The following is a 21,406-nucleotide window of genomic DNA, read 5'->3' on the forward strand; positions in this document are numbered from 1 at the left end:
GACCGTTTTGTTATGTGGTGGGGTTAAGCGGTTTTACTGCTTGTTTAGCCACGCTGGAGTTCGGGATCCCCGATGGCGTAGATCTGCCCCACCGCTGTCTCATCCGCCAGCAGGCGCAGCCCTTGGGCGGCTACATCGGCGCGGCGTACCAGTCCATGTACCTCCTTGCCCTGACTCAGTTCGGCACGGCCGGTGGCGTCGCCATCCTGAAGGCCCGCCGGGCGCAGAATGGTCCATGCGAGGGCGCTGGTCTGCAGCCAGCTCTCCGCTAGACTCTTGAGACGCACCTCGTGACCGAAGGCGGCGCGGGCCCGCTGCGGCAAATATTGCCAGCTGTCGCCGCAGCCGAGGGAGGTGACCAGCAGCAGCCGTTTCAGGCCTGCCTGCTCCATGGCATCGATCACATGGCGGTTGCCCTGATAGTCCACCGGCGCGGTCTGACGGAAGCTGCCGAGGGTAGAGACGACCTGTGCATCTTGCCCCGCACGGGCACATGTCTGCTGCACCGCAGCCGGATCCAGCGCATCCCCCTCGATCACCTCAACTCCCAGCGCAATCAGTTCCGTAGCCATCTCGGGGCTGCGCACCAGCGCAACGACCCGGTGACCCTGGCTCAGGGCGTGATGAGTAAAGGCGCGGCCCAGCCCGCGGCTGGCTCCGAAAATCAGTGTGGTTGGCATAGATGAGCTCCCTTGGTAAAAGGGGCTAGCCTAGTGGCTTGTTCTCCTGCTGTAAATGAGAGTTGTTTCTATTTGTGAGGCAGCAAGAAGGAGAAGGTGCGAGCCGCCAGCGACTCGCACCCGCTGAGAGGGGATCAGCCGTTGTAGTTGCCGATGCTGGGGCGACGGCTGGGGCCGCTCAGGTGGATATCCACCGGATTGAACGCCTTGATCGCCTCATAGCTGAAATCACCGATCGCCTGATGCAGGGTCTGGGGCGTGTGGTTGGTGATGATGATGACGCTCTTTGACAGGTTGCGACGACGGCGAAGCAGGTGGCCGAGGAAGCTGGACTGGCTCTCCGCCATTTTGGCGCGGTTGGCCGATACCTCGTCGATGATCAGCAGATCCACCTCTTCCAGCGCGCGGCGGTACTGGTTGCGCTCGTCCTGATCGGGGATCACGTTGAAGAACAGCCGATCGACGATGGAGGCCCACTGCTGGAAGATCACCGATTTCTGGTGACGGGCGATCAGCTCATGCGCAACCGCCCCCGCCAGGGTCGACTTGCCGGTGCCGTAGTCGCCGTAGATCAGCATGCAGCCGCCACCGCTCTTCTCCCAGTGCTCGAAGCCGCTGATAAAGTAACGGGCGGTTTCGATAGGGTATTGCAGCGCCGGATCTGTGGCATCCATTTTGTCGAATACCCAGTCAGGGTTGAGGTCGGCCTGGGCGATCAGCTTCTGGATCCGCTCCTGACGGGCCGCTTTCTGCAGCTCGCGCACCTCGGCGTTGGCCTTGGCGTCATACTCCTTGCGCAGAGTCTCGTAGTCATACTGGCCGCCGCCGGTCTCTTGCTGCAGGCGACGAATGCGCTCCAGCAGGCCACCTACATGGCGGCTCAATTCCGGGTCGTGAATACGGTGATCCTGCTTGGCCTTGGCGATCTTCTGGCGCTTGGCTTCGATCTCTTCCAGTTCCTGGCGCAGGGGATCTTGCGGGTCAGTCATGGAATGCTCCTTCTGCTCGGTCAGGGATGGGTAGACAAGGGGTTGATTCTGCCTGCAGGCGGGGGCCGCTATCAATCATTATCCGGCTCCTGCTGCGCTGCGGGTTCTTGCGTCTGCTGTTGGGCCAGTCGCTTGGCCTCTTCAATCATCTGTTGGGCCCGTTTGCTCGGGCCTGACTCTGCTGGGGTAGGGGTCACCTGCTGGTAGCCCTGTACCTCCATCGGTTTGCGACGGGTGTAGCGGCGGGTCTTGAGGGCGCGAATAAACTTGAGCATCCATTGATGCTGGGAGTCGAACACCTCGGGGCGCCCCAGCCAGTAGGCGATAAACTCCCCCAGATCCTCTTCGCTGTAGCTGGCATCGATCACCCCGCACAGACGGGCGAGGGCGGGCAGCTCTTCGTCCGGGCGCCATTGCAGATGCATCTGGAAGGGGCGCTCCGGCAGCGGGCTGCGCAATTTCTGGGTGAGCAGCGGCAACTGGAACGGGCACTGATGGTAGTGCTCACTCTCGGGCTGAGCCTCGACCTGCAGCAGGCCCGCCTCCATCAGTTCATCGAACAGTTCGGTGAGCTGGCGGGCGTTGACCTGAAACGAGAAGCCACAGGGATCGCCCGGGTCAACCACCGCCAGTGCGCGACCCAGCTCGGGATAGTTGAGCCGGGCCAGCTGATTTTCCAGCACCAGTCGGCGCAGCTGCAGGGTATAGAGACTGCGGGCCGGATGGGACAATCTGGGGTAGGAGAGGGCACTGTATTCGGCTGGAGTCATGGTCTTCTTTATGCGCTTGTGTGGCGGCCATTATCCCCTATGGCAGGGGCTTGCACAATTCGCATGGAGGTAGCGACATTGTGGGGAGAGGTTGTGCTGCTATGTGGTTGTTAATAGAGCAATCTGTCGCTCAGAACCTGACCAAGGTCTATTTTTGACGCATCGTTTCCGCGGATACCTCACTTTTGAACTAGTCTTAATACCTAAATAACCAATTGACTAATAAGAGCTTTATCAAGATGTTAAGAGCCGGGCTACGGATCCTGGTGGTGGAGGACGAAGCCGTTTTTCGCCACTCGCTAGTGAGTTACCTCGCACGGGACGGGGCAACGGTATTTCAGGCCGAAGACGGGATTGAGGGTCTGTCGGCCGCAGCTCTCTACCATCCCGATGTGGTGCTCTGCGATCTCAACATGCCCAATATGGATGGTCACGAAGTGATCGCCTGCCTCTCTGCGCGCTATCCCCATATTCCGGTTATCGTCATTTCGGCCCAGAGCACCATGGAGGCGGTCGCCAGCGCCTTGCGTGCCGGTGCGCGGGACTATCTGCTCAAACCCCTCGAGGATTACGCGCTGGTCGAGCGCAGTATCGAACAGTGTCTCAACGGCAGCGGCAACCGGGCGCAGCAACTGGAGCTGATGGATCACATCGACTATTTCAGTGCCCACGACAAGGCGGCTAGCCGTCTGCTGGCGGGGCTCAAGCCACCGGGCTTGCAGGAGTGGGGCCCCTGGCAGGTCACGTTCAAGGGGCTGGGGCAGTTGTTTATTCCTGATACCTTCAAGGTGGAAGACAAGCTGCTGGTGCTGGTGATGGAGCTGCCGATCATGGGTACGGATGCGGCATTTTGTGGTGCGCTGGTGCGATCCTTGATGAACGTCCCCTACCGCCAGTTTCAGCAGAACGAGAGCCATTTGCTGAGCCAGCCGCACCGGTTGCTCGACTACCTCAACCATCAGTTGATGGCGTCCGGGCTTCGCCACTCTTTTGCCATGGCGGCGTTGCTGTTTGATCAGCATGATGGGCTGGTGTTTGCCAACGCAGGGCTCACCTCTCCCCACTGGCTGATGCGCTCGGGTGGCTTGCCCCTTGGCTTGATGCGCAGCAGCCACTATGCCCTGCATAAACGCAGCTGGCATGAACCGTTCGCCCTGCAGTTTCGCAGCGACAGCGGCGGCTCGCTGGATGTGCAGGTTCGTCATCACTGACGCCACCTGATAACAGGCCAAAGCAAACAGAGCGCCCGATAGGCGCCCTGTTTGCTTTTTACAATCCTGACCGTTTAGACGGCGGCGGAGTGCAGTTTCTTATCTTGAGCTTGCGGCTCTTTGGCCGGGCCTTCGGCACCGTGCATCCAGTAAACCAGGCGGTTAGCCATGGTCAGCAGCAGCAGGGCGCTCAGCACCGCAGCCAGGGCGATGCCACCGAAAATGGCGATCGGGCCCGCTTCACCAACAATGGAGCCGATAAAGCCCGCAGCATAGTTGGCGATGGCGATAAAGCCCATCCAGGCACCCATCATCAGGGAAGCCAGACGCAGCGGAGCCAGTTTGGTCACCATGGAGAGGCCGATCGGGGAGAGGCAGAGCTCGCCCAGGGTGTGGAACAGGTATGCGCCAACCAGCCAGAACATGGAGGTCTTGATGGTGTTGTCACCACCTTGCTGCAGTACGGCACCGACCATGAACAGGAAACCAACGGCCAGGAACAGCAGACCCATGGCGAATTTCACCGGAGAGTTCGGCTCTTTCTTGCCGAGCTTGATCCAGATGGCCGCAACGACCGGCGCCAGAGTGATGATGAAGAAGGGGTTCAGGGACTGGAACCAGGCGGTCGGCACTTCGAAGCTGCCGATCATCCGGTCGGTATACTCCTGGGTGTAGAGGTTCATCAGGCCACCGGCCTGCTCGAAACCGGCCCAGAAGATGATGGTGAACAGACCCAACACCAGAATGACCTTGATGCGATCCACTTCCTGCTTGGTCAGCGGCGCTTTCTGCTCGCTGGTACGCAGTGCCGCAGCACGCTGGGCGGCAGTCACACGACCGATGTTGCCGAGGAAGCGCTGGGCCAGAGTCGCCTGGATCACCAGAGAGAGCAGCATACCGATACCGGCGCCGACGAAGGCAGCTTGCCAGCCGTAGGCGGTGGCAGCAGCACCACAGATCACGCCTGCCAGCAGGGAACCCAGGTTAATACCCATGTAGAAGATGGTGAAAGCACCATCACGGCGGTGATCGCCCTCTTCATAGAGGTCACCCACCATGGTGGAGATGTTCGGTTTGAACAGGCCGTTACCCACGATCAGCAGCGCGAGGCCCGCGTAGAACATGGTGTTGACCATATCCGGGAACATGGCGTGGGGCAGTGCCAGAGTGAACTGACCTGCGGCCATCAGCACGGCACCGATCAGGATGGCACGGCGTTGACCCAGGAAGGTGTCAGCCAGCCAGCCGCCGATCAGCGGAGTGATGTAAACCAGACCGGTATAGATACCGTAGAGTTTGAGGGCGTCTGCCTGACTCCAGCCCAGACCGCCATTGGCAGTCAGGTCGGTCAGATAGAGCACCAGCACGGCACGCATGCCGTAATAGGAGAATCTCTCCCACAGTTCGGTACTAAAGAGCAAAAAAAGCCCTTTAGGGTGACCTAAAAAGGTCCCTTTTGACGGGTTATTCATTGGAACTTCCACCTGTGTCTTATATTTTTTTGAGTTTTTTATGCAAGGGCGAGAAACACGCCTCAATCCTTATAGAACATGCGTGAATAAATTACAACATTATGATTTGCTGAGAGTTTATTTATTAATGATTGATTTTTTGTTGCGCGAATGAAAAAGGAGCATCATTTGATGCTCCTTGAATACCTCTATAAAGAACAGATTTATCAGCGATTACAACTGCTTGACGAACTGCTTCAGCCAGTCGATGAATTCACCGTTCAGCTCCTGATGGCGTACAGCATATTCCACATTGGCTTTCATATAGCCGAGCTTGCTGCCGCAATCGTGGCTCTTGCCCTTCATGAAGTAGGCGTTGACCTGCTCCTGCTCCATCAGCATGGCAATGGCATCGGTCAGCTGGATCTCGTCACCGGCGCCGGCCGGGGTCTTCTCCAGCAGTGGCCAGATATTGGAGGAGAGGACGTATCGACCCACCACCGCCAGATTGGAGGGGGCTTCGTCACGGGGCGGCTTCTCGACGATGGCCTTCATCGGCAGGGACATCCCCTCGCTCAGCGCTTCACCCTTGATGTCGGCGATGCCGTACTTGTCCACTTCGCTCTCGGGCACCGCTTCCACCATGATCTGGCTGATCTGGTTCTCTTCGAACATGTGCACCATCTCGGCCAGGTTGTCCTGCTTGAGGTTGCTGGCTACCTCGTCGATCAGCACATCCGGCAGCAGCACGGCGAAGGGGTTGTCACCGATCAGCGGACGGGCGCAGAGGACCGCATGACCCAGCCCTTTGGCTTCGCCCTGGCGGACGTGCATGATGGTGACGTCTTTCGGGCAGATCTGTTGCACCTCTTCCAGCAACTGGCGCTTGACCCGCTTCTCGAGGGTCGCTTCCAGCTCGAAGCTCTTGTCGAAGTGGTTTTCGATGGAGTTCTTGCTTGAGTGGGTGACCAGAATGATCTCCTTGATGCCGGCGGCGATGGCTTCGCGCACCACATACTGGATCAGCGGTTTGTCGACCACTGGCAGCATCTCTTTCGGGATTGCCTTGGTGGCTGGCAGCATACGGGTACCCAGACCTGCTACCGGGAGCACGGCCTTGCGAACAACAAGAGGAGTCTTTTTCATGGAAAACTATCCAGCGGGATTAAAGTGCGGCCATGATACTCCAAGAAAAATGGGGCAGCCACAGGCTGCCCCATTTGTGTATGCAGAGCTCGGACGTTATTTGACGATGATCATGTCACGGTTGGCTTCCAGCGTGGCTGGGCCTATGCCATTGACATCAGCCAGCTGATCGACCGAGGTGAACTTTCCCTGTTTTTCCCGATAGTCGACGATGGCTTGTGCCTTCTTGTCGCCAATCCCTTTCAGGCTGGTGAGTTCGGCAAGGGTGGCGGTATTGATATTCAGCTTGCCGGACTCCTTGGCGACCTCGGTCGTGGTTGTTTGCTTGGGCGCTGGTTTATCCGCTGCCAGCACGGGTTGGCTGAACAGGGGCAAGCAGGCCAGTAGCATGACTGCAGAGAGTTTCTTCATCAGCATTTCCATTGCTCCATGATGTGGATTGTGCCGAGTGGCACATTGACGAATAGCGTATCGAACGGAGCTTTTTCACTGCAATTTATGACAGGTCAGATCGCCATGCCGATAGCGGCAGATTTGCTATAAGCGCGCAGGTACACGCTATCACCCGATTCAACCTGATGATCTTGAATGTATTTCAGATGCATCTTTGATGCGGCGGGCGCGCGTCCCTGAGACGCTTTGCCCAAGCCTCGTCGAGCATGCCGGATGATATTATTCTGCGAAAAAACGGCACTGATGGCATGTTTCACTGGTCTTCAAAAGAGAACCAATAAAAAAGGCTGCTCACCTGGGGTGAGCAGCCTTTGTGATCGGTTTTTTCAGGCTAGAGCTGATTAAGCTTGTTCGTCAGCCTGAGCAGCCTGGATACCGGTCAGGGCGATGGTGTAGACGATGTCGTCAACCAGGGCGCCACGGGACAGGTCGTTGACCGGCTTGCGCATGCCTTGCAGCATCGGGCCGATAGAGACCAGGTCAGCGGAACGCTGTACCGCTTTGTAAGTGGTGTTACCGGTGTTCAGGTCAGGGAACACGAACACGGTGGCTTTACCGGCAACCGGTGAGTTCGGTGCCTTGGACTTGGCCACGTTCTCCATGATGGCCGCGTCGTACTGCAGCGGGCCGTCGATGATGAGGTCGGGGCGCTTGGCCTTGGCCAGCTCGGTCGCTTCACGCACTTTCTCTACATCGGCACCGGCGCCAGAGGTACCGGTAGAGTAGGAGATCATGGCGACGCGCGGCTCGATGCCGAACGCGGCTGCGGAATCAGCGGACTGGATGGCGATCTCGGCCAACTGCTCGGCAGTCGGATCCGGGTTGATCGCGCAGTCACCGTAGACCAGAACCTGGTCAGGCAGCAGCATGAAGAAGATGGAGGAGATCAGGGAAGAGCCCGGAGCGGTCTTGATGATCTGCATCGGCGGACGGATGGTGTTGGCAGTGGTGTGCACCGCGCCGGATACCAGGCCGTCAACTTCATTGCGCTCCAGCATCATGGTACCCAGTACCACGTTGTCTTCCAGCTGTTCGCGGGCAACCACTTCGGTCATGCCCTTGTTCTTGCGCAGCTCGACCAGACGCGGTACATAGCGCTCGCGCACGACAACCGGATCGATGATCTCGACGCGATCGGTCAGAACCACACCCTGCTGCTCAGCAACACGGCGGATCTCTTCCGGGTTGCCCAGCAGCACCGGACGGGCGATGCCACGCTCGGCACAGATGGCGGCAGCCTTGATGGTGCGCGGCTCATCGCCTTCCGGCAGCACGACACGCTTGTTGGCATGGCGAGCCAGCTCGGTCAGCTGATAACGGAACGCCGGCGGGCTCAGACGACGGGAACGGGTAGAGCTGACAGTCAGAGACTCGATCCAGTGCTTGTCGATGTGGCCAGCGACGTAGTCCTGCACCAGTTCGATACGCTCGCGGTCATCTTCCGGGATATCGACGTTGAAGTTCTGCAGGCTGACGGCGGTCTGCCAGGTGTTGGTGCCGGTGATCATGATCGGCAGGCCGGTAGCCATCGCCTGTTGGCACAGGGCCATCACTTGCGGTTCCGGATGGTAGTTACCGGTCAGCAGCAGGGCGCCCAGCTTGACGCCGTTCATGGCGGCCAGGCAGGCGGAGACGATGACGTCGGAACGGTCGCCAGAGGTCACCAGCAGGCTGCCCGGACGGAAGTGCTCGATCATGTTGTGGATAGAGCGGGCACAGAAGGTCACGGTCTGCAGGCGACGGCTGTCCAGCTCGCCCTTGTTCAGGATCTTGGCCGCTAGATGCTTGGCGAGATCCTTGGCGCGCGGGGCGATCAGCTGGGTATTCCACGGGATGCAGCCCAGGATGCGCAGCGGGCTCTTGCCGAATACTTGCAGCACTTCCAGGTTGTGGGCGGCGTCAGACGCATGGTGATGCGCCTCGAACATCTCGGTCAGGTCAGGGCGGGTTACGCCGTGCTCGTCAACCGGTGCGCCAACCTTGTTGATCACGCAACCTACGATACGGGGGTTGTTTACACCACCGAAGTTGGAGCAGGCCAGCTCGATGCGCTCTTTCAGCTTCTGGCTGGAGTCATGGCCCGGGTGGGTCACGAATACCATGTCAGCGTCCAGCGCCTTGGCGACGTCGTAGTTCAGCTTGTTGGCAAAGGGCTGCTTGTCGGTCGGCACCATACCTTCGACAACCAGCACTTCGGCACCGCTGGTTTTCACGTGCTCTTCAAAGCGGGCCACGATCTCTTCCAGCAGGATGTCGGTGTTGCTGGCGCTGATCATGTTCTCGGCGTAGGAGAGGGCGAACGGCTCGGGCGGATTGATGTTGGCAGCTGCGCGGATAACGGCGGTAGAGCGCTCGGCACCGGTTTCACCCGGACGCGGCTGGGCAACCGGTTTGAAGAAGCTGACATTGACACCGTGACGTTCCATAGCGCGAACAACGCCAAGACTCACGGAAGTTACGCCGACACCAGTGCCGACCGGGATAAGCATAATAGTGCGTGCCACTTTATACCCCTTGTTCATTTTTTGGGATCAGGAAAAGGCCGCCCTGGTGGGCGGCCTCGAGTTACTGTGTCAATTAAGCGCCGACCAGTTCCAGCGCGTCGTGGGCGATAACCCACTCTTCGTTGGTCGGGATTACCAGAGCCTTGGTAGAACCAGCCTTGGTGATCTCGCCACCTTTGCCGAAACGAGCCTTCAGGTTGGCGTCGTGATCGACGTCAAAGCCCAGCAGACCCAGCTTGTTCAGGGTGATTTCACGGATCGGAGCGGAGTTTTCACCGATACCACCGGTGAAAACAACGGCGTCCAGACGACCGTCCATGGCGGCAGCGTAGGCGCCGATGTACTTGGCCAGGCGATAGCAGTAAACGTCCATAGCACGCTTGGCTTCTTCTTTGCTGTCGTAGTTGTCTTCAACAAAACGGCAGTCGGAGGTCACTTCGGTCAGACCCTGCAGGCCGGACTCTTTGGTCAGCATGGTGTTGATATCGGCCACGCTCATGCCCAGCTTGTCGTGCAGGAAGAAGATGATGGCCGGGTCCAGATCGCCGGAGCGGGTACCCATCACCAGACCTTCCAGCGGAGTCAGGCCCATGGAGGTATCAACGGATTTGCCGTTCTTGATGGCGCAGACGGAACCGCCGTTGCCCAGGTGGCAGTTGATGATGTTCAGATCGGAAACCGGCTTGTTCAGCTGCTTGGCAGCTTCCAGGCTGATGTAGTAGTGGCTGGTGCCGTGAGCGCCGTAGCGACGGATGCCGTTCTCTTTGTAGAGCTTGTACGGCAGAGCGTACAGGAAGGCTTCTTCCGGCATGGATTGGTGGAACGCGGTATCGAATACGGCCACGTTCTTGTCAGCCAGCGCCGGGAATACGCGGCGGGCTTCACGGATACCGATCAGGTGAGCCGGGTTGTGCAGCGGCGCGTACGGAACGGCGGCTTCGATGCCGGCGATCACGTCGTCACAGATAACGACGGAAGAGGTGAAGCGCTCGCCGCCGTGAACAACACGGTGACCGATGGCGATCAGGTTCTTGGACAGTTCCGGATTGAGCGGCAGGATCTTGTTGACGATGAAGTCCAGCGCTTCCTGGTGAGCGGCACCTGCGCCCAGATCGGCACTGCCTTTCTCGCCATTCAGTTTCCACTTGATGCGGGCGTCGTCGAGGTTGAAGCACTCGGCCAGGCCGGACAGCAGGTCATCACCGGTGGTTGCGTCAATGACAGCAAACTTCAGGGAAGAGCTGCCACAGTTAAGAACAAGAACCAGCTTACTCATGAATAAATCCTATCGCAGATTGGGTTGTGTAGGCGGATGCGTTGGACATGTTATGTCCAAAAACTTTCAACTTATCCTTATGAGGGTTGGCAATCTGTTGCTTGCCCCTTGTATAGTGATACAAGACCCGAAATCCAGACGTCCCTGACAGGTCAACAGCAAGATGCTTTTGACGCAAAAATGGGCGTACAAAGGATAACCCGATTGTTGAAAAATAACAAAGTCATCCTCAACCTTTGTTACTTTGCATCAAATTTTGTCGAGGTTTTGCCGTTAGTGCGTTCAAAAAGCGCTCGGAGGTAGTATGAGCATGAACATTTTTGGAACTAAGTTACAGCAAGGCCGCCATTATATGACGCTTTGGCCGCGCCGTCCCGAGCTCAATGCGATGTTTCCTGAAAATCGGGTGATCAAGGCGACCGAATTCGCCCTCAAGGTGATCCCCGCGCTGGCGGTGCTGAGCGTGATGCTGCAGTTCCAGTTTGGCGAGCTGCACTACTGGCCCTCCGTCATCACATCCGTGCTATTTCTGCTGAGTTTGCCGCTGCAGGGATACTACTGGCTTGGTCAGCGGGCCGACACCCGTTTGTCCCCTTCGCTGGCGAGCTGGTATCGGGAGATTAACGGCAAGATGAACGAGCAGGGTGGACGCCGTCAGCTGGTCTCCCAGCCCCGCTATGAAGAGCTGGCCGATACCCTCAAGGCCGCGTTTCAGCAGCTGGACAAATCGTTTCTCTACGAATAACCCGATTCAGATGCAAAAAGGCGCCAGTGGCGCCTTTTTTGTTGTCTGGTGGCCTGCCATCAGGCTGCCAGCACTTTGCGGATTTCCTGAATGGAGAGCTTGTACTGACGCGGGCACTGGCGCCATACAGTTAGCATCCGCTGGTATTTATCGCGCATGGCGATGTCGCTGGAGAGCTCGTCGCACGGGCACTTGAGCTCGGGGAAGCGCTTGTCCACTTCCAACAGGAAGCAGACATAGTCAGCCAGCTCCCGCTCCTGACTGCGGCTGTAGCCGTTGAATTCCAGCCGGCTGGCGTTGATCTCGCCCTGATCGGCTACATCCAGATTACCCCATGAGATGGCCAGCGCGTGGTGCAGCTCGAGGGTATCGATCACCTCCTGGCAGGTCGCCAGATCAAGATGGCCGAAGCTCTTCTCCAGCTCGAGGATCTGCAGGCAGTAGCCGCGCTCGATGATGGTGCTGGCACGCTGGTAGAAGTCCGCTTTCTCCGGATTGAGTTTCGCCAGAATTTCGTACTGGTTGCTCAGGATCAAACGCTCTGTGTTGCTCATGTTCATGGGATATCTCGCTGGAAGATGATTCTGGAATCACGTTAACCCATATATAAAATGAATTTTTTGATCTGGGCGGGGGAGTTGGTGAGAAAAATCCGTTGGCAAGGGGCTGCTGGCCAGACAAAAAAGGCCTGCGTGGCAGGCCTTTCAATCCCGCAGGGGAGGGTTATCCCTTGAGGAAATCCAGTACCACCTGATGGTGATCGCTGGTTTTGAACTTGTCGAAGTGGTGGGCAATCTTGCCCTCTTCGTCGATCAGGAAGCTCTGACGGTGAATGCCGTCATACTCTTTGCCCATGAACTTCTTCGGGCCCCAGACGCCAAAGGCATCGGCGACGGCGTGGTCTTCATCGGCCAGCAGGGTGAAGTTGAGCTGGTCCCGTTCTTCAAACTTCTTCAGACGTTTGGCCGGATCCGGGCTGATGCCAAGTACCACCACATTGAGGGCGGCCAGCTCGGCGTTCACATCGCGCAGGCTGCAGGCCTGGGTGGTGCAGCCGGGGGTCATCGCCTTGGGGTAGAAATAGACCAGCACCTTCTTGCCGCGCAGGCCAGCGAGGCTGACCTGATTGCCATTCTGGTCGGGCAGGGAGAAATCGGGGGCGGGGCTGCCAGCTTGTAGTGGTTGCATGGGGTCTCCTCGGGTAAAACGCCCTCAGGCGTGTTTGCGATTGACGATAAACTCGAACGATTCGGCACCCAGTTGACGACAGAATTCGGCGAAGGCGGTTTGCGAACCTTCCACTTCACCTTCTCTGGCCAGATTGAGCTGAAAACTGATCTTCAGCAGGTTGAACGGCTGCTGCTCCAGAGTCATGGATTGCATCGCCTGAATGTTCCAGCCATGTTCGCTGAAGAACTGGGTGCACTGGCTTACGATGCCGGGTTCGTCACGGATCAACAGGTCGGCACTGGCGCGGACGTCATACTGCAGGGACTGGTGGCGTTCGGTGCGTTTCATCATGGTGATGAGATCCCACTCCTGGCTACGCAGGGGCAGGCTGATTTCGAGTTGCATCATGCTGTTCCAGTCGCCCGAGAGCAGCATGATAAAGGTAAATTCATTGCCGAAGATGCCAAGGCGGCTGTCGACAATGTTGCAACCACAGCCACTGACGTGGCGGGTCACTTCATTGACGATGCCAGGCCTGTCCGTGCCGATGGCCGTTACGACCAGGTAGTGAGTCATAAATCTTCTCTCGTCCGTTATTTCGTTGCGAAAGCCGCGCTGGCAAGCCAACCCTCCGGCCCTGATGACCACTCCCTGAGGGACGCTGCCGACTTTCGTCCATTGCTTTTTGTTCCGGATGGTATCACGGCTTGCCCCCTCTCTCCCTTGTTTTTCAAAGGGGTCAGCTTTACCATTACGCCCCTGAAAATCGGGAGAAAAGTCCATGTTACGCGGTAGTATTGTTGCGCTCGTTACCCCCATGCTGGCTTCAGGTGAAGTCGATTGGGCCAGTCTGGCCAAACTGGTCGACTATCATGTCAGCGCCGGGACCAGCGCCATTGTTGCGGTGGGTACCACAGGGGAATCGGTGACCCTGAGCGAGCAGGAGCATATCGCCGTCGTTGAAAAGACCGTTGAGTATGCCGCCGGACGCATTCCCGTCATCGCCGGTTGCGGCTCCAACAATACCGCTCACGCCATCGAACTGAGCAAACGCCTGGCTAAAACCGGGGTGGTGGCGGGTCTCTCGGTGACTCCTTACTACAACAAGCCCACTCAGGAAGGTCTCTATCGCCACTATTGTGCGATCGCCGAGGCTAGTGGTCTGCCCCAAATTCTTTATAATGTGCCCGGTCGCACCTGTTGCGATCTCAAACCGGAGACCGTGGCTCGTCTGGCCAAGGTTCCCGGCATTATCGGTTTGAAAGAGGCAACCGGCGATTTGAGCCGCACCCCGCTGCTGCGCGAGCTGTGCGGGCCGGAGTTTGCTCTCTACAGTGGCGACGATGCCACTGGTTGTGATTTTATGCTGCAAGGTGGCGATGGCGTGATTTCGGTCACCACCAATATTGCAGCGGCCCAGATGGCCGACATGTGTCGTGCTGCGCTGGCCGGTGATGCCGGGCAGGCGCATGACATCAACAATCTCTTGATGCCGTTGCACAAGACTCTGTTCTGCGAACCGAGCCCCACCCCGGTGAAATGGGCCTGTGCCCAACTGGGGTTGATTGCAACAGCCACCTTGCGCCTGCCGCTGGTTGACCTCACCCCCGAGGGCGAGCAGCTGATGGCGCGAGCACTGACCACAGCGGAGTTGATGGCGAGTGTTTAAATCTAATGGAAAGGGAAATAGAGCCCGTCTGGTGCTGAGCGTTGCGACTGTGGCCGTCTTGGCCGGTTGCAGCACCCCCCAGGATCGCAAAATGGCCAACCGCGACTTCGGTTATGAAGATGCCCGCCTCGAGGGCCGCGCGTTCTTGATCCCCGCAGGATTGAGTGCCCCCACCTTCAACAGCCAGTACGACATCCCGCCGCTTCCCGAAAGCAGCCGTGAAGGTGCCCTCGGCGCCCAGGTCGATGTGCGCCCACCCGCTCAACTGCTGACCGTGGTACCGGGCAGTCAGGTGGTGCAGAGCGCAACCGAACCGACCGTTGCCTTCTATGCACTGAGCACCAGCCAGAGCGTGGAGCGCGACACCTGGTCGTTCCTGATGAACTTCCTGGCCAAATACAAGGTCACCACCGAGAAGCTGGATCAGCAGGATGGCGTATTGCAGACCGGCTGGTTTGACAACACAGTCGCCCTCGATGGCTGGGCTGAAGATGACGAAGACTTCAAAATCCGTCAGCGTTACCAGTTCACCGTGCGCAACGATGCCCAGCGCCACGCCGTCAACATGTCGGTCCGGGTGCTGGATCACGAAGAGACCATCGACGGCGAGACCAGCAACAAGCTGACCCCTGCCGATGCCCAGCGCTATGCCGCGCGAGTGCTGAACCAGTTCTCGCTCTATTACGACAGCCAGCTGAAAGCCCGCGAGCAGCACAAGTCCAACGATGGCATGGGTCTGCAACTGGGTCTGGACAACAACGAACTGAGCGCCTGGATTGCCGAAGGTTCCTTTGATCAGGTGTGGCGTCGCCTCAACCAGGTACTGCCTGCTTACGGTTTCACCATCAAGGATACACAGCAGTCTCTGGGCTGGATCGACGTCGAGTACGAAGAGCCGGGTGCCGAGTTCTGGAAGGCGAAAGGGAGCGAGCCGTTCAAACTGGAGGAGGAGAAATACCGCTTCCAGCTTGGCGAAATGGCGGGAGGCAAGACCTCCATCACCCTGTTCGACAAGGACAAGAAGCCGGTATCGTCCGGGGTTATCTCCCAGATGTATATCAGCCTGTCCGAGGCGTTCGCCAAGGGGCTGGCCGATCAGGCAGCAGCAAAAGCAGAATAAATACAGGGGCCTTGTGCCCCTGTTTTGTTATCAAAATCCCCCTGAAAACGCGGGGATTCCGAGTGGTTTTCGATGATGCGAGCCCCCTTGCCAGCCCGTTGCAAACAGAGCGTGCAGGTGAGGGACTCGCGATGTTTACCCCCCACAAACAGGAAGTGTTATTAGCCATGAGTCTTGCAGATCAAGTATTGGCGGTGAATGACGATTTGCCGATCCGTACCGATAAACCTGTCCATTCCGGCAAAGTGCGCAGCGTCTACTGGTTGACCCCCGAAGACAGTGCCCGGCTCATAAAAGAGAAAGGCTATGATGTGCCGGCCGATGCGCCCCTCGCCCTCATGGTGATCAGCGATCGCATCTCGGCCTTCGATTGCATCTGGCAAGGTGTGGATGGCCTGAACGGCGTGCCGGGCAAAGGGGCGGCGCTCAATGCCATCTCCAGCCACTGGTTCAAGCTGTTCAAGGAGAAGGGACTGGCCGACAGCCACATTCTGGATATTCCGCACCCCTTCGTCTGGATCGTGCAAAAAGCCCGTCCGGTGATGATCGAGGCGATTGCCCGCCAGTACATCACCGGCTCCATGTGGCGTGCCTACAAGGATGGCGAGCGCGAGTTCTGCGGCATTACCTTGCCGGAAGGGCTCAAAAAAGATCAGAAGCTGCCGGAGGTCCTCATCACCCCTTCCACCAAGGGCGTGCTGAAAGGGCTGGATGGCGTGCCGGAAGCCGATGACGTCAACGTCTCCCGTGCCGATATCGAGCGCCATTATAAGGGCTTCAACTTCAGCAAGCCGGCCGACATCGACCGCTACGAAGTGCTGCTCAAAGAGGGCTTCAACGTCATCAGCGACGCGCTGGCCGGGCTGGATCAGATCTTCGTCGATACCAAGTTCGAGTTTGGTTACGTCCACGATGCCGCCGGCAACGAAAAGCTGATCTACATGGATGAAGTGGGTACCCCCGACAGCTCCCGTATCTGGGATGGCGCCGCCCTGCGCGACGGCCAGATCGTCGAGAAGTCTAAAGAGGGTTTCCGTCAGTGGCTGCTTAACCACTTCCCGGATCCGGACATCCTGCTCAACAAGAACCGTATGTCGGAACGTTTCGCCCTGGCTCGCGACAACAAGCTGCCGACCGAGGTGATGATGGATATCTCCAACACCTACGTCGGGATCGCCGAGAAGATCATCGGCCACAAGCTGGCGCGTTCTGCCAATCCCAAGCAGGAGATCATCGAGGTGCTGCGCGAGCAGTACGGTCTGATCGACTAAGGGTTGCTCTCTTTTTTTGTTGCCAACAAACAAACGTTTGCTGGCAGCAAAGGAGATAGGCAGAGAAACAGACGGGCCCCGCTATGGGGCCCGTTTATATTGCTGGTCTGGCGGCAAGCGAGCGGCGATTAGCCGTTGACCCTGAACACCTGACCGGTCTGGATGCCCAACACCGACTTCTTGTAAGCCTGCGCCACCTTGGCGGCTGGCACCGGCACGAAGCCCGGGAAGAAGTCGGCGTATTTGTCCATCGACTCCGCCAGCACGGTAGGGCTCACCACATTGATGCGAAGGCCCCTTGGCAGCTCGCAGGCGGCCGCTTTCACAAAGTGATCGATGGCGCCGTTGACGGTGCTGGCGCTCACGCCCCAGTTGATCGGCTCCTCGCTCAGGATGCCGCTGATCAGGGTGATGGAGCCCTTGTCAGTCAGATAGGGAATGGCGGCGCGGGTCAGGTTGATCTGGCCCATCAGCTTGCTCTCCACTCCCACCTGCCACTGCTCGTCGGTCATTTCGGTCAGACCGTTGAAGGCCACGCTGCCGCTGGCGACAACCAGTGCATCAAACTGGCCCACCTGGGCGAACAGCGCCTTGATGGAGGCGGGATCGCGCATGTCGACCGTAGCATCGCCACGGCTGTGGCCGACCCGGATCACCTGATGATCTTTGGCAAGCAGTTCACTGACCGCGGAGCCGACGGTGCCGGAGGCACCCACAATCACAATTTTCATCTGCATCACTCCTGGTTGGGATGTATCGATTCTAGCGCAACAGAAAATGCGAAAAAGCGCGTAAAATAAACCCATTGTTTCCATATTGGATCTAATGATGGATATCGCCCATCTGGCCAGCTTTTACGAGGTGGTGCTGCGCGGCAGTTTCTCGGCTGCGGCCGATACGCTGGGGGTCAGCAAGGGGATGCTGAGTCGCCACGTCAGCGCGCTGGAGTCCTCCCTCAATGCGCAACTGTTGCAACGTACCACCCGCCGCCTCAGCCTGACCGAGGCGGGCAAGACCCTCTACCAGCAGGCGGGGGAGATCTTCGCGCTGGCGCGGCAAGCGGAGCAGGATATTCAGGCGCTGACCGAAGAGGATGGCGGGCGGCTGCGCTTTACCTGCCCGGTCAGCACCGGCGATCGCATGGTGAGCGAGCTGCTGACCAGCTTTGCCGCGCTCTGCCCGGGAGTGGAGGTGGAACTCAACTTCACCAACCAGATGGTCGACATGAGTCAGGGAGAGAACGACATCGCCCTGCGCGCCATGAACGAGGTGCCGGACAATCTGGTCGCACTTCCTCTTGGCCGACTTAAGGATGTAGTGGTGGCGAGCCCCGCGCTTGTAGCGAGAGAGGGGCGTCCAGCCACTCCCTATGAGCTGGGCGGGCGCAGCTGCCTGTTGCAGGGGCACAATCCGGCCTGGGAGCAGTGGCACTTCATCCGTGAGGGGGAGGAGGCCCACATTCTGGTGCAGGGCAAGGTGCGGGCCAACCACTACAGCACAGTGTTGCAACTAGCGCGCGCCGGTATGGGCTATGCGAAGTGCCCGCTGATGCTGGTGGAGTCGCTGCTGACGGCAGGGGAGCTGGTGACTGTGCTCGACGAGTGGCAGAGCGGCCTGCATCAGCTTCATGTGCTGCATGCCCAGCAGCGGCGGGTACCGCGCAAGATCCGGTTGTTCAAGCAGGTGCTGACCCAGTGGTTTGCCGAGCGGCCCCACTACCTGCTCTGAGCGGCGTTATTTTTCTGTCATCTTCGGCTGCTACCCTGCGCCCATCATCGGCATCAGGAAGATCAGCGGGAATGAAGAGTAATAGAGGGTTGACCGGGTTTGTGCTGCTCTGTGCAGTGTTGGGGGCTGGCAGTGTGCAGGCCATGGTGGAAGTGAAGGTGCCGGAGAATTTCCGCATCCTCGCGGTGAGCAACGGCACCTTGCAGGATGAGCAGTATGCCACCCTGGCGGATGGCGAGCAGCAACTGCTGGTGCGCTTCGAGGGGGTGATCCCCAGTCGCAGCAGCAGCGAGAATGATCGGCAGGTACGCTCCGAACCGCAGGTGGTGCGCTATCAGGGCAGCAATCAGCATTTGCAGCTGACGACCAGCGTACCGGGAGACGAGCGGGGGATGCTGGCGTATGCCAAGGCTCCTGTGGTGGCGTTGCAGGAGGATGGCCACGCGCTTGCCATCCAGCAGGACGCGCTGGTGACCAGCGGCATGCTGCTTGGGGTGGATTGGAGCGGCAAACTGACTGAATACAACCGCAGCGGCGGCAAGGCGGCGCTGACGGCCGTCGCTGTGGCTACACAACCAACGGCTACGCTCGCCAGCGGGGCGCAACCCGTTGTGGCAGCCAGCGAGCTGGAAGGGCAGTTGCAGCAGCTGTTCCTCCAGGCCGATCCGGCCCTGCGCAAGCGCTTTATCGGTTGGGCCGTGCCGCAGCTTTAAGTTTTCCACCCGTTGCAGTAACGTGGACACTCCTTTTTCTGGCGCTCTGTTCATCGTACTCAACGAGGTTTTCATGTTTGAATTGCATTCACGCCTGCAGGCAGATACCCGGTGGCTCGGGGATCTGCCCCTCTGCCGTGTCTTGCTGGCCAAAGACAGCCAGTATCCCTGGCTGATCCTGGTACCGCGAGTAGCCAACCTGCGGGAAATTCACCATCTGGCACCGGAGCCGCAGCAACAGCTGATGCAGGAGTCCTGCGCCGTTGCCGCCCTGATGGAACAGGCCCTCAGCCCAGACAAGATCAACATAGGGGCACTGGGCAATCTGGTGCCGCAACTCCACCTTCACCATGTCGCCCGCTTTGCGACGGATCGCGCCTGGCCCGGCCCCATCTGGGGTGCTCATCCGGTCGTGCCTTACGAGCTACAAGTTTTGGCGCAGCAGGCCGATACATGGCGTGCCCGGCTCGCCACGCTGAGCGGTTTCACCCCAGTGGCTGCTGATAACGGAGTCAACTGAGAGGCGTGTCGCTATTTCAGTCTCCGGGCCGCGCCATCTGTTAGAGTTATGATATAGATAAGCCCATTTTCGATGTTCAGGAAGGTCCCATGATAGTGACAAGATCCGATGACGATGCCGTATTGACCACAGAGGATGTGCTGCTCAGCCTGTGCAACTCGGTGACGGACGTCTTGAGTGCCGCGACCATGAGTCAGGTGCGTTTTTCCGGCATGGTGCAGCGGATCAGCAAGACCTGCCTCAAGCCTGATATCGGCTGCTTCGTGCTGTTCGATGGCGGTTTTTCCGGTCTGGTGGTGATCAACTTCTCCGCCGCCGCCGCCATGGAGTTGTACGAGAGCTACATGCTCAGCATGGGGCTCTCCAAGGAGGATCTCGCCATCTCCCACACCTCTGACGAGGTAAGCAACGTGATGGGCGAGCTGATGAACCAGATCGTCGGTAGCTTCACCGTCAAGGTGGGCCGGGATCTGCAAACTCACATCACCCAGAACCAGCCGAAGATGCTGGCTCTAAACAAGCAGGTGATGCTGAGCGTCGATACCAATCTCGACAGCCCGGAATCCCGCCGCGTCACCTTCTTCACCGCCCGCAACAACATCTTCTATCTGGAGCTGGCGATGGACAAAACCGAGTTCATCCGCATTCACAATGAGGGGATGGAGCATGAGGAGCTGGATCCCGATGCCCTGATCGCCCAGGCCAAGCAGGATGCCGCCAAGCCGGTTCAGGCTGCGGCCCCGGTTGCCAACGATCACGACGATCTGCTTGATTCGCTTGGGATCTGATGACCGCAGGCAGTTTCAAATGACGAGGCCACCCATGGGGTGGCCTCGTTGTTGTTGGGGGCGGGCTAGAAGTTGTAGAGCAGGCCTGTACTGAAACGGGTTGCTTGCGAATCGTAAAAACTGATATCAGAGCTCGATTTGGCATAGGCTGCGCTGGCGGTTGCGGAAAGGGAGCGCACCCCGAACAGGTTGTGCCAGAAGAAGATGAGGTTGGCGGCAAACTCGTTGGCATCAGCGTACTGGCCAAACAGGGGGTTGGCCTCGTCATAGTTGCTCTGCCCCAGGTAGAGGTTGCTGACCAGTGACCACTGGGCTCCCCGTTTGCCATAAGTCAGTTGCATACCGCTCTGTTTGTAGCGCTGGGCGCTGCCGTTGAGATCCGCCTCGCGATAGATCAGTGCCGGTTCAACCACATGGCCGCCGGCAAAACGCCACTGATAGGAGAGTTCAAGGGCGTGGATCTTGCCGTTGCGATCGAGGAGCGAGGCATAACGGGTGTTATGAGTGGCATCGTATTGCTGGCCGCTGCGCTCCTCATCCACGTCGATGTTGCGGGTGGTCAGGCTGCCGTTGAAGTTGCTGCCCCAGATATTGTCCCAGCTTGCCCGTACACCGGTCGAGTTGATGTCGGTCGAGCTGCGGGCAACCCCCACGGCAAACGGATCGCTCCACTGCTCGGTTGGCATGGCGCTGAATACCAGTGATCCCGCCACAATCCCCTTGTCTCCCAGCGACTGACGCACCCCCAATTGCTGGGTGAAGTCGAAGCGAATGGCATCCTGGATCAGGTTGCCGAGAAAGAGCTGGGTGCGGGTGTCGGCAAAGGTGTAGCGAATGTCGGCATTGATCAGCGGGGTGACGGCAGAGCTGCTCTCTGGGCTGCCCAGACCCGAGAGGGTGTTATGGTCATCATCACCGCTATAGAAGTTGGATTCGTAGTTGACGACATTGATGCCGCCCAGCAGAAAACCGGACCAGCCGGACTCTTTGGGGATGTTCCCCAAGTCGGCGTGGGCACTGTTGGCGGCAAGCAGACCAAGGCCCAGCAGAGAGATGTGACGCATTGAAGTGTTCTCCTGATCCGATCGTTCGAAATTAAAAGAGGGGGGCTGACAGTGCCGATATTCGTCAGCCAGCTCACAGAATCGTGACGCAACCGGATGAGATAAGAGAGAGTTCACCCGGTTGTGCTGGTATTCTGT

Annotated in this window: 22 protein-coding genes; 9 read left to right on the forward strand and 13 right to left on the reverse strand. The window is 58.6% G+C overall.

Annotation, left to right across the window (positions count from 1 at the left end; genetic code table 11):
* Positions 1-44 precede the first annotated feature (44 nt).
* From ACW5W8_RS13410 to ACW5W8_RS13420, 3 genes are all read right to left on the reverse strand, one after another.
* Positions 45-680: an SDR family oxidoreductase gene (locus ACW5W8_RS13410; RefSeq protein ID WP_498628285.1), complete on the reverse strand. Its 636-nt coding sequence runs from the start codon at positions 678-680 to the stop codon at positions 45-47.
* A 134-nt stretch (positions 681-814) separates the two neighbouring features.
* Positions 815-1,669 (reverse strand): DnaA ATPase domain-containing protein, encoded by an 855-nt coding sequence (locus ACW5W8_RS13415; protein WP_019445022.1) that lies wholly within the window; start codon positions 1,667-1,669, stop codon positions 815-817.
* Between the two features lie 71 nt (positions 1,670-1,740).
* Positions 1,741-2,439, reverse strand: coding sequence for a DnaT-like ssDNA-binding domain-containing protein (locus ACW5W8_RS13420; protein ID WP_498628286.1), 699 nt, complete (start codon positions 2,437-2,439; stop codon positions 1,741-1,743).
* A gap of 239 nt (positions 2,440-2,678) precedes the next feature.
* On the opposite strand from ACW5W8_RS13420, the gene ACW5W8_RS13425 reads away from it, so the two are divergent.
* Positions 2,679-3,650: a response regulator gene (locus tag ACW5W8_RS13425; RefSeq protein WP_498628287.1), complete on the forward strand. Its 972-nt coding sequence runs from the start codon at positions 2,679-2,681 to the stop codon at positions 3,648-3,650.
* Positions 3,651-3,724: 74 nt separating this feature from the next.
* Here ACW5W8_RS13425 and ACW5W8_RS13430 read toward each other — a convergent pair whose 3' ends face one another.
* The 5 genes from ACW5W8_RS13430 to ACW5W8_RS13450 all read right to left on the reverse strand — a co-directional run bounded on the left by ACW5W8_RS13430 (position 3,725) and on the right by ACW5W8_RS13450 (position 10,480).
* Positions 3,725-5,122: a peptide MFS transporter gene (locus tag ACW5W8_RS13430; protein WP_498628288.1), complete on the reverse strand. Its 1,398-nt coding sequence runs from the start codon at positions 5,120-5,122 to the stop codon at positions 3,725-3,727.
* A gap of 213 nt (positions 5,123-5,335) precedes the next feature.
* Positions 5,336-6,247, reverse strand: a complete 912-nt coding sequence (galU, locus tag ACW5W8_RS13435; RefSeq protein ID WP_498628289.1) for a UTP--glucose-1-phosphate uridylyltransferase GalU — start codon at positions 6,245-6,247, stop codon at positions 5,336-5,338.
* A gap of 96 nt (positions 6,248-6,343) precedes the next feature.
* Entirely contained in the window at positions 6,344-6,664 is a 321-nt protein-coding gene (locus tag ACW5W8_RS13440; protein WP_498628290.1) for a ComEA family DNA-binding protein, read from the reverse strand.
* A 377-nt stretch (positions 6,665-7,041) separates the two neighbouring features.
* A complete protein-coding gene (pta, locus tag ACW5W8_RS13445; protein WP_447967531.1) occupies positions 7,042-9,222 on the reverse strand; it encodes a phosphate acetyltransferase in 2,181 nt (726 codons plus the stop codon).
* 55 nt (positions 9,223-9,277) lie between these two features.
* Positions 9,278-10,480: an acetate kinase gene (locus ACW5W8_RS13450; protein WP_498628291.1), complete on the reverse strand. Its 1,203-nt coding sequence runs from the start codon at positions 10,478-10,480 to the stop codon at positions 9,278-9,280.
* 304 nt (positions 10,481-10,784) lie between these two features.
* On the opposite strand from ACW5W8_RS13450, the gene yfbV reads away from it, so the two are divergent.
* Positions 10,785-11,225, forward strand: a complete 441-nt coding sequence (gene yfbV / locus ACW5W8_RS13455) for a terminus macrodomain insulation protein YfbV (protein WP_498628292.1) — start codon at positions 10,785-10,787, stop codon at positions 11,223-11,225.
* Positions 11,226-11,284: 59 nt separating this feature from the next.
* Here yfbV and ACW5W8_RS13460 read toward each other — a convergent pair whose 3' ends face one another.
* From ACW5W8_RS13460 to ACW5W8_RS13470, 3 genes are all read right to left on the reverse strand, one after another.
* A complete protein-coding gene (locus tag ACW5W8_RS13460) occupies positions 11,285-11,785 on the reverse strand; it encodes a YfbU family protein (protein WP_498628293.1) in 501 nt (166 codons plus the stop codon).
* Between the two features lie 163 nt (positions 11,786-11,948).
* Positions 11,949-12,413: a thioredoxin-dependent thiol peroxidase gene (bcp, locus tag ACW5W8_RS13465; protein WP_005358255.1), complete on the reverse strand. Its 465-nt coding sequence runs from the start codon at positions 12,411-12,413 to the stop codon at positions 11,949-11,951.
* 24 nt (positions 12,414-12,437) lie between these two features.
* Positions 12,438-12,971, reverse strand: a complete 534-nt coding sequence (locus tag ACW5W8_RS13470; protein WP_005349229.1) for a glycine cleavage system transcriptional repressor — start codon at positions 12,969-12,971, stop codon at positions 12,438-12,440.
* Between the two features lie 205 nt (positions 12,972-13,176).
* Between ACW5W8_RS13470 and dapA the strand changes: the two genes are divergently transcribed.
* The 3 genes from dapA to ACW5W8_RS13485 all read left to right on the forward strand — a co-directional run bounded on the left by dapA (position 13,177) and on the right by ACW5W8_RS13485 (position 16,455).
* Positions 13,177-14,064, forward strand: a complete 888-nt coding sequence (gene dapA / locus ACW5W8_RS13475; RefSeq protein ID WP_042080540.1) for a 4-hydroxy-tetrahydrodipicolinate synthase — start codon at positions 13,177-13,179, stop codon at positions 14,062-14,064.
* Entirely contained in the window at positions 14,057-15,184 is a 1,128-nt protein-coding gene (gene bamC / locus ACW5W8_RS13480) for an NlpB/DapX family lipoprotein (RefSeq protein ID WP_498628294.1), read from the forward strand. Before dapA ends, bamC begins: the two co-directional genes overlap by 8 nt.
* 167 nt (positions 15,185-15,351) lie before the next feature.
* Positions 15,352-16,455 carry a phosphoribosylaminoimidazolesuccinocarboxamide synthase gene (locus ACW5W8_RS13485; RefSeq protein ID WP_498628295.1) on the forward strand — a complete coding sequence of 368 codons (1,104 nt, stop codon included), beginning with the start codon at positions 15,352-15,354 and terminating at the stop codon, positions 16,453-16,455.
* A 128-nt stretch (positions 16,456-16,583) separates the two neighbouring features.
* Here ACW5W8_RS13485 and ACW5W8_RS13490 read toward each other — a convergent pair whose 3' ends face one another.
* Positions 16,584-17,186: a short chain dehydrogenase gene (locus tag ACW5W8_RS13490; RefSeq protein WP_167570521.1), complete on the reverse strand. Its 603-nt coding sequence runs from the start codon at positions 17,184-17,186 to the stop codon at positions 16,584-16,586.
* A 97-nt stretch (positions 17,187-17,283) separates the two neighbouring features.
* On the opposite strand from ACW5W8_RS13490, the gene ACW5W8_RS13495 reads away from it, so the two are divergent.
* The 4 genes from ACW5W8_RS13495 to ACW5W8_RS13510 all read left to right on the forward strand — a co-directional run bounded on the left by ACW5W8_RS13495 (position 17,284) and on the right by ACW5W8_RS13510 (position 20,204).
* Positions 17,284-18,183, forward strand: a complete 900-nt coding sequence (locus tag ACW5W8_RS13495; RefSeq protein WP_498628305.1) for a LysR family transcriptional regulator — start codon at positions 17,284-17,286, stop codon at positions 18,181-18,183.
* A 71-nt stretch (positions 18,184-18,254) separates the two neighbouring features.
* Complete coding sequence (locus ACW5W8_RS13500; RefSeq protein WP_498628296.1) at positions 18,255-18,896, forward strand: DUF2057 domain-containing protein; 642 nt, start codon at positions 18,255-18,257, stop codon at positions 18,894-18,896.
* A gap of 73 nt (positions 18,897-18,969) precedes the next feature.
* The gene (locus tag ACW5W8_RS13505) at positions 18,970-19,416 is read left to right on the forward strand and encodes an HIT domain-containing protein (protein ID WP_498628297.1); all 447 of its coding nucleotides are present in this window, start codon (positions 18,970-18,972) and stop codon (positions 19,414-19,416) included.
* 89 nt (positions 19,417-19,505) lie between these two features.
* On the forward strand, positions 19,506-20,204 hold the full coding sequence (locus ACW5W8_RS13510) for a DUF3334 family protein (protein ID WP_021231953.1): 699 nt from the start codon (positions 19,506-19,508) through the stop codon (positions 20,202-20,204).
* A 65-nt stretch (positions 20,205-20,269) separates the two neighbouring features.
* Here ACW5W8_RS13510 and ACW5W8_RS13515 read toward each other — a convergent pair whose 3' ends face one another.
* Positions 20,270-21,268 (reverse strand): DUF2860 family protein, encoded by a 999-nt coding sequence (locus ACW5W8_RS13515; RefSeq protein ID WP_498628298.1) that lies wholly within the window; start codon positions 21,266-21,268, stop codon positions 20,270-20,272.
* Between the last annotated feature and the right edge of the window lie 138 nt (positions 21,269-21,406).

Source organism: Aeromonas aquatilis (genome assembly GCF_054052405.1).

Excerpts from the sequence above, each read along its gene's own strand:
- ACW5W8_RS13430 (WP_498628288.1), bottom strand. The coding sequence starts at position 5,122 with ATGAATAACCCGTCAAAAGGGACCTTTTTAGGTCACCCTAAAGGGCTT.
- ACW5W8_RS13490 (WP_167570521.1), bottom strand. The coding sequence starts at position 17,186 with ATGAAAATTGTGATTGTGGGTGCCTCCGGCACCGTCGGCTCCGCGGTC.
- dapA (WP_042080540.1), top strand. The coding sequence starts at position 13,177 with ATGTTACGCGGTAGTATTGTTGCGCTCGTTACCCCCATGCTGGCTTCA.
- ACW5W8_RS13410 (WP_498628285.1), bottom strand. The coding sequence starts at position 680 with ATGCCAACCACACTGATTTTCGGAGCCAGCCGCGGGCTGGGCCGCGCC.
- ACW5W8_RS13510 (WP_021231953.1), top strand. The coding sequence starts at position 19,506 with ATGATAGTGACAAGATCCGATGACGATGCCGTATTGACCACAGAGGAT.
- ACW5W8_RS13425 (WP_498628287.1), top strand. The coding sequence starts at position 2,679 with ATGTTAAGAGCCGGGCTACGGATCCTGGTGGTGGAGGACGAAGCCGTT.
- galU (WP_498628289.1), bottom strand. The coding sequence starts at position 6,247 with ATGAAAAAGACTCCTCTTGTTGTTCGCAAGGCCGTGCTCCCGGTAGCA.
- ACW5W8_RS13415 (WP_019445022.1), bottom strand. The coding sequence starts at position 1,669 with ATGACTGACCCGCAAGATCCCCTGCGCCAGGAACTGGAAGAGATCGAA.
- ACW5W8_RS13500 (WP_498628296.1), top strand. The coding sequence starts at position 18,255 with ATGAAGAGTAATAGAGGGTTGACCGGGTTTGTGCTGCTCTGTGCAGTG.
- pta (WP_447967531.1), bottom strand. The coding sequence starts at position 9,222 with ATGAACAAGGGGTATAAAGTGGCACGCACTATTATGCTTATCCCGGTC.
- ACW5W8_RS13515 (WP_498628298.1), bottom strand. The coding sequence starts at position 21,268 with ATGCGTCACATCTCTCTGCTGGGCCTTGGTCTGCTTGCCGCCAACAGT.
- ACW5W8_RS13495 (WP_498628305.1), top strand. The coding sequence starts at position 17,284 with ATGGATATCGCCCATCTGGCCAGCTTTTACGAGGTGGTGCTGCGCGGC.
- ACW5W8_RS13460 (WP_498628293.1), bottom strand. The coding sequence starts at position 11,785 with ATGAACATGAGCAACACAGAGCGTTTGATCCTGAGCAACCAGTACGAA.
- bcp (WP_005358255.1), bottom strand. The coding sequence starts at position 12,413 with ATGCAACCACTACAAGCTGGCAGCCCCGCCCCCGATTTCTCCCTGCCC.
- yfbV (WP_498628292.1), top strand. The coding sequence starts at position 10,785 with ATGAGCATGAACATTTTTGGAACTAAGTTACAGCAAGGCCGCCATTAT.
- ACW5W8_RS13505 (WP_498628297.1), top strand. The coding sequence starts at position 18,970 with ATGTTTGAATTGCATTCACGCCTGCAGGCAGATACCCGGTGGCTCGGG.
- ACW5W8_RS13485 (WP_498628295.1), top strand. The coding sequence starts at position 15,352 with ATGAGTCTTGCAGATCAAGTATTGGCGGTGAATGACGATTTGCCGATC.
- ACW5W8_RS13470 (WP_005349229.1), bottom strand. The coding sequence starts at position 12,971 with ATGACTCACTACCTGGTCGTAACGGCCATCGGCACGGACAGGCCTGGC.
- ACW5W8_RS13420 (WP_498628286.1), bottom strand. The coding sequence starts at position 2,439 with ATGACTCCAGCCGAATACAGTGCCCTCTCCTACCCCAGATTGTCCCAT.
- ACW5W8_RS13450 (WP_498628291.1), bottom strand. The coding sequence starts at position 10,480 with ATGAGTAAGCTGGTTCTTGTTCTTAACTGTGGCAGCTCTTCCCTGAAG.
- ACW5W8_RS13440 (WP_498628290.1), bottom strand. The coding sequence starts at position 6,664 with ATGCTGATGAAGAAACTCTCTGCAGTCATGCTACTGGCCTGCTTGCCC.